This window comes from Rhizobium sp. FY34 (genome assembly GCF_005222845.1).
In the GTDB taxonomy this organism is placed as follows: Bacteria; Pseudomonadota; Alphaproteobacteria; order Rhizobiales; family Rhizobiaceae; genus Neorhizobium.
Window position 1 is genome coordinate 1 of the sequence record NZ_STFZ01000025.1, and the last position, 745, is coordinate 745.

The 745-nt window shown below is 54.6% G+C and carries 1 protein-coding gene; it reads left to right on the forward strand.

The window, feature by feature from the left end:
* Positions 1-50: 50 nt before the first annotated feature.
* Positions 51-745, forward strand: a protein-coding gene (locus tag E8M77_RS18485; RefSeq protein WP_137132108.1) for an IS5 family transposase whose coding sequence is annotated in 2 segments (ribosomal slippage) — positions 51-381 and positions 381-745 — 696 coding nt annotated over the 2 segments. Because the reading frame shifts where the segments join, the coding sequence is not laid out codon by codon here. This gene is flagged as partial in the annotation.

The following is a 745-nucleotide window of genomic DNA, read 5'->3' on the forward strand; positions in this document are numbered from 1 at the left end:
TAGGGTCTGTGGGGATTCACAAATCAGCGCGAATGTGATTCACGCTTTGGATGGATCGTTTTGTACTGACAGACGCCCAATGGGCGAAGATAGAACCGCATTGTCTAGGAAAACCTATGGATCCCGGTCGCAGCGGAAGAAACAACCGGCTTTTCATTGAAGCCGTGCTTTGGATTGCGCGCACGGGCAGCCCATGGCGTGACCTGCCCGCTGCGTTTGGCAACTGGAGCACGGCATTCCGCCGGTTTCGCGACTGGCGTGAAGCCGACATTTTCAAACGCATATTCGATGCCCTCTCTGAAGAACCGGACATGGAATACGCCATGGTGGATGCCACCATCGTCAAGGTCCACCGACACGGTCAGGGCGCAAAAGGGGGACTCAGAGCCAGGCCATTGGTCGCTCAAAAGGTGGGATGACAACCAAAATCCTGGCACTGGCCGATGCTTTAGGCAATCTGGTCCGGTTCGAATTGCTGCCGGGCCATCGCTTCGATACGGTCGGCGTCGCGCCGCTCATTGATGGCATCGAATTCGGTGCGCTCCTCGCCGACAAGGCTTTCGATAGCAACAACATTGTGGCCGATCTCAACGAGCGCGGCGCGAAAATCGTCATCTCACAACATCCGCGTCGATCAATGCCTCTCCAAATCGACACTGAGATTTACAAATGGCGACACCTGATCGAAAACTTCTTCTGCAAACTCAAAGAGTTCAAGCGCATCGCTATGAGAGCCTGTAAAACG